The organism is Acinetobacter sp. S4397-1 (assembly GCF_024129285.1).
Lineage (GTDB): Bacteria > Pseudomonadota > Gammaproteobacteria > Pseudomonadales > Moraxellaceae > Acinetobacter > Acinetobacter lwoffii_C.
In genome coordinates, this window is sequence record NZ_JAMXXZ010000061.1 from 1 (window position 1) to 5,242 (window position 5,242).

Annotated in this window: 4 protein-coding genes; 2 read left to right on the forward strand and 2 right to left on the reverse strand. The window is 36.5% G+C overall.

Going from position 1 to position 5,242, the window contains the following annotated elements; all coding sequences use genetic code 11:
• Positions 1–232: 232 nt before the first annotated feature.
• On the forward strand, positions 233–976 hold the full coding sequence (locus NI467_RS14345; RefSeq protein ID WP_180172632.1) for a hypothetical protein: 744 nt from the start codon (positions 233–235) through the stop codon (positions 974–976).
• 284 nt (positions 977–1,260) lie between these two features.
• Here the strand turns inward: NI467_RS14345 and NI467_RS14350 are convergent, their stop codons facing one another.
• Positions 1,261–2,268 (reverse strand): replication initiation protein, encoded by a 1,008-nt coding sequence (locus tag NI467_RS14350; protein ID WP_180172631.1) that lies wholly within the window; start codon positions 2,266–2,268, stop codon positions 1,261–1,263.
• Between the two features lie 1,091 nt (positions 2,269–3,359).
• On the opposite strand from NI467_RS14350, the gene NI467_RS14355 reads away from it, so the two are divergent.
• Positions 3,360–3,638: a RepB family protein gene (locus NI467_RS14355; protein ID WP_253153478.1), complete on the forward strand. Its 279-nt coding sequence runs from the start codon at positions 3,360–3,362 to the stop codon at positions 3,636–3,638.
• A gap of 50 nt (positions 3,639–3,688) precedes the next feature.
• Here the strand turns inward: NI467_RS14355 and NI467_RS14360 are convergent, their stop codons facing one another.
• On the reverse strand, positions 3,689–5,128 hold the full coding sequence (locus tag NI467_RS14360) for a MobA/MobL family protein (protein ID WP_180172633.1): 1,440 nt from the start codon (positions 5,126–5,128) through the stop codon (positions 3,689–3,691).
• Positions 5,129–5,242: the final 114 nt, after the last annotated feature.

Consider the following 5,242-nt stretch of genomic DNA (forward strand, 5'->3'; position numbering starts at 1 on the left):
AAAGTAGTACATTTTCCGATAACTCCATTTTGAAATATGCTTGTTTTTGCTTTTGCCCCGCAGGGCGAGATGAGAGTTTCTAATTCAAATTGATTACGTAGTAATTAATTTGAATTAGAAACACGTAGACGAGCAAAACATTAAATAAATTACTCACGTAATTTAGTTTAATTTTTGTTGCGTGACAATGTATGATGAGAAAACTATATTTTTATTGTGCGTGGTTTCTCTTATGGCGACTCGTGGACGGCCGGCAAAGTTGTTTGATGATTCTGATTTGAACAGAATAATTCGTTTTGCAATGCGTATGGAATTTCGAACTAAAGCACAGCAAGAACTTTGTGATGCTGAAAATTTTAGACCGATTACGGCTTCTCATATTGCTGTTGATAATGAATTGTTGACGCTAATAAAAACTGTAAATCGTCAAAGAACTGCGTATAGAAAAAATGCTGAGTTGTACAAAATTATTCAACATAAAGCGACAACGACAGTCCCACTTACAGCATTAGAAAAAGAGATCCTCGGTTATGACTGGAAAGATCGAGATGGGTTCTTTAATTGTCAAAAAGCACTGACGACATACGCAAAACTTGAAAAAATCGCTAAGTCTGAAATTGAACGAGCAGAAAGCCAGAAACGACAAGAAGCGATTAAGAAAACGCAAGAACAGCAGACAGACGGACAAAAGCGCAGAAAAGAGAATGAACGTCGCAAATATTTCCTTGGGGGTGTTGTTCTTAAATATGCTGAGTTTTTGAAAGACAATTATTTATTCGGTCCTGAAGATTCTGAAGAGTCGATTTTGCATCATTTACTTGAAGATTTTATTGTTTGCAACTACTTGTCAGACGTAACCAATGATGATGAAAATAAAGCAAATAATGTAAGAAATTCTATTAAAAATAAACGCTCTGAGATAATAGAGAAAATAAGAAACGTTGCTAAAGAGATTGAAAATGATAAACGCAGATGACAGTTGAATCAGTTGTTATACAGCAGTTTTTTTGCTCTCAGAATTCTATTTTCTAAACCCTCTATGCTTTTCTGAAGTCGTGGACTATATGCTTTTTTTTGATGGTCAGAAAATTCTTTAAGCTCTGTTTCTAGCTGTTCAATTCTTTGTTTGAGCAGAATTTCTTTTTCAAATTTTGTTATGTATTTTTCAGATATCATTTTGATTATAAAGCCCTTTAAGCACTGAACGATGACGAATTTCAATATCCTTTCGCTTGCCCAGGGCAAGCGAGGTTATTGGAATTAGGCATCAATCTCTATGTTTAAGTCTTCTAGCTTGTCGAGCCAGTATTGAGTTTTATCATCTTTGATATCAGCTTTAATGCGATTAATCAGATCCTCACTAGTTTCACCAAACTGCAAAAAACGAGGTAGAACGTTTGGGTCTGAAATTGCTCTATATATATCTATAGCCTTAATTTTTTTGGGTTGCTCTGGTGGGTGTTCTAGGGGTTGCTCAGGGGGTGTTTCAGCTTTTACTGTACGTTTTTTAGTGACAGTAAAATTGACATGGCTTGCTTTACGACCTTCTTTCTTTACTGCTTTAAATTGAACGGATAGCTCAGTTTTTTCATTAATTAAATCAATGTGCGGCTTCAATATTGAACTCTTGAAGTCTCGATATTCGGGGTATGAATCTTCTGAGAGATCCAAAGCACGTTTTAAGTCTTTTAGATCAATGTCGAAATTGAAGCGATATTCATTCTGACTTAAAAACGGATATAAGCGTAAACCGTGACCGTGTAAGCCACTAATAGATTTAATTTGTAGCTGAGTGAAAGGATTATCTTTGTTGAATACGTACATGATGTACAAAGCATAATGAGTAAAGCTAACTGTAAAATTGCCATCCTTATAAGCTGATGTCGTGACTAATCGAGTTCTAACTCGGCCCCGATCTGGGCTATCAAAAATAACACTATGATTATAAAGGGTATCAACAACACGATCTAAAGCGGAATATGCCCCTTTTATGCTCAATCCAGTTAATTCAGCATATTCTCTAGCAGATATTGAAAACGTAGTTCGTTCATTGGGCTGATCGTTAATAAGTCGAACTTTAGGGCTGAAATACATTAAGAGTTTGAGTAGATCGTCTTTTGGTGGACGTTCATGCTGCAATTGCCAGAAAGCATTTTGCAGAACAGCTAGGTGTTTTGGGTACTTTGCAGCAGAAGATTGCAATGGATACAACTCTTTATCCTCTTCAGAGAAGTCCAGTATTTTTGTGGTTTTAGAAGTTTTTGTCACAATTTTTATCTTTTTAAGTGTGGGTTTGGTTTAATATATTCTCCCCCACTTATCAAGTCAATAGTTGTCTGCAACACCACCCCCCTTGTCTGCAACGCACCCCCACTTTGTCTGCAACGCACCCCCACTTAAGTCTGCAACGCACCCCCACTTAAACCTGTTTTGTCTGCAACGCACCCCCACTTAAACCTGTTTTGTCTGCAACGCACCCCCACTTAAGCCTCTGAAACCCTTTATCAGCAATGCTTTTAGACACCCTGTAAAGCTTTTTTAAAGCTTTTAAAAGCTCTTTAAAGCTTTTATAAAGCTTTTAAAAAGATTAAAAATAGAAAAAGAAAATCGCCCTTGGTACTCGCCAAGGCTCGTACTCTATTGCTGCTCGTTCCTCGCAGCGAGGGGCGATTTTTGCAACTGCATACGTGACAACTCAAAGCAAAGTCAAAAGCATTGATAATGCATTCGCTATGCTCATGCTTTTTTAAAAGCAAAAGCTTCAAAGTTCGCGCACTTCGTGACGCTCTGTAACTCTCGCTTAGACGCAAAAGTGAGCTTGTAATCAGTGAAAAGGCATTGCGAGAATTTTAATTGTGTCAGTTCGCTCGTAGACACTCGCTCTGTAAGTTGCTGTTATTGTTTAGATATTTTTAATATTGCACATATTTTTTAAATTTTAAGATTAATAAAAAATTTGAATTTCAACATTGTTTCTAATTTTAGTATCTCAAACTAAAGATAAATATAGCTCTATTTTGCGCTCATTTGCGTTTTAAGCGATTTTTAATGTGTCGCAGTACGTTTGTATGTCCATCATCTATTTCATCAAATACAGCGCATTCTGTGCGATTTCTTGAAGTTGCGATTTCTTGAAGTTGCGATTTCTTGTTACACGGTAATTATTTTTATAAAATATTCATAATTCTATTGTTACACGGTAATTATTAAAAGTTACAGGGTAACTATTTTGTGTTACAGGTAACAATATAGTTATCGGGTAACGATGTTTAATATAAACCATTTTATTTTTTTAATTACCGTGTAACGTAAATTTATGTTATGCTTTGGCGATTGAATAATAAAACTGGAATTGTGCAATGAAAGATGCGAATGATAAAAAGACGATTGATATGTTGAAGCCTGCCCCACTTACGAATTCTGAGCGTCAAAAAGCGTACAGAGAAAGACGTAAGAGTGATGCTAGTCAACGCTTAGATGTATATATTGATAAGTCTGTTGCTGATAAGCTGGCGGATATTGTTGGGGCAGTAGGGGATAGTCAAAAAGACGTTTTGACACGTTTAATTGAAAAAGAATATAAGCGTTTATATGCTGTTAAAAACAGTAAGTTGAAGAAGTATATCGAAAGTAAATAGTAGTGTACCTGATTTAATAAAGCCCCAAATAATGGGGCTTTATTTTTGTACTAAAAATCTGGTCGAGGTGAGTTATCAATTTTTATGTCAATTTCACGATCATTTTTAATATTTTTTTGCTGATTTTCAGCAGTGCTTTCTTGCTGATCTATCAAGTCATTGCTATTGCATGTAGCTAAATGATCAAGCCAGTTTTGCACGAAATCCTTGTCTAATTTGAGTAGATTCCTCTCATGCTGATCTCTAATATATCCTTTATTTTCAAATATTTGATATGTTTTTAGGTCATTTGATAGGGCTGTAATACTTGCCTGAATCGTTGGTTCTGTTGCTTCGTTTTTAAGTACGTCAATAATTGCATATTGTTTTTGCTTTATTGCTTCAATGTACTGTCTAATATTATTTTGTGGTTTATCTTCAATAGCAGATAACTCTAAAACTCTTTCAATTAAAGGCGTTGGTGGTAATTCTTGGAAGTGCTTGCATGCTTCCAGTGCTGTGCATCTTGGTGATTCACTAGCAGTACGCATGATTTCTGCTCTTGATGTGCTTTGATCTGCTTCGAGTCTAGTTTTGGCTTCTAAATAATAGTGCTCATATAGCTGATAGTTGTTGTATTCACGCAAGTCATTGACTTCTTTGATCGCTCGCTCACGTTCTGCAAGCTTTGCTTGATATGCAACATTTTTATCTTTGTCTTTAAACGTCAGGTTAGGGTCAAGGCGTAGCAATGATTTAGGAATCATTGGTACTGGCTTTAAGTTCGTGCCGTTGATGCGGTTGTAGTCTTCGTGATGCAGACACGACACAGAGTTTGGAACTTCGACATCAATGCCCTTTATTTTTACTATTTTGGTTGGTGCGTACTTCTCCAGGTGCTCATTAATAATAACTTCTGTATCTACACGCATTTCATTGATGATTGTTTTGCCTTTGCCACGTACATCCGGTGTGATCTTTTGGGCACCACCGTTGGCAGGGTCTTTGTCGTTATAGCGACTGAAAAACTGTTCAGCAGTTCTATTATGTTCATCGACTGAACGCTCGCAATACATAATATGCAAGTGCGGTTGATCTTGGCCACCGATCTCGCCTGCATGATTATGAATTGCGGCAGTGTATGGGAAGTTAAACTCATGAGTGAATTGTTTAATCAATGCTTCTGCTAGTTCGATTCGTTGCTGAACAGACAATTCTTTCGGTAATGCGATAACTTGGCTTGCAGCAGTGCGAGCATTTTTTCTTTCGTAGTTGTGAGCAGCTTCCCAAAATAAATCAGGACGTTTTTCAGCAAAGCTGGGCATGTTGCCGGATTTTACAAACTCAACTTTTTCATGAAGATTGTCTTTGTGATTTTTATAGTGTGCTGTGCGTGTGATGTAGTGAAACCGGTTTTTGCACGATGCTGCTTTTTTAACTTTTGTTGCTCCAGATTTGGCTTTAATTTTGGTTGTGCCTTTTCCAGTATATGCATAATCAAAGTAGTACATTTTCCGATAACTCCATTTTGAAATATGCTTGTTTTTGCTTTTGCCCCGCAGGGCGAGATGAGAGTTTCTAATTCAAATTAATTACTACGTAATCAATTTGAATTAGAAGATCGG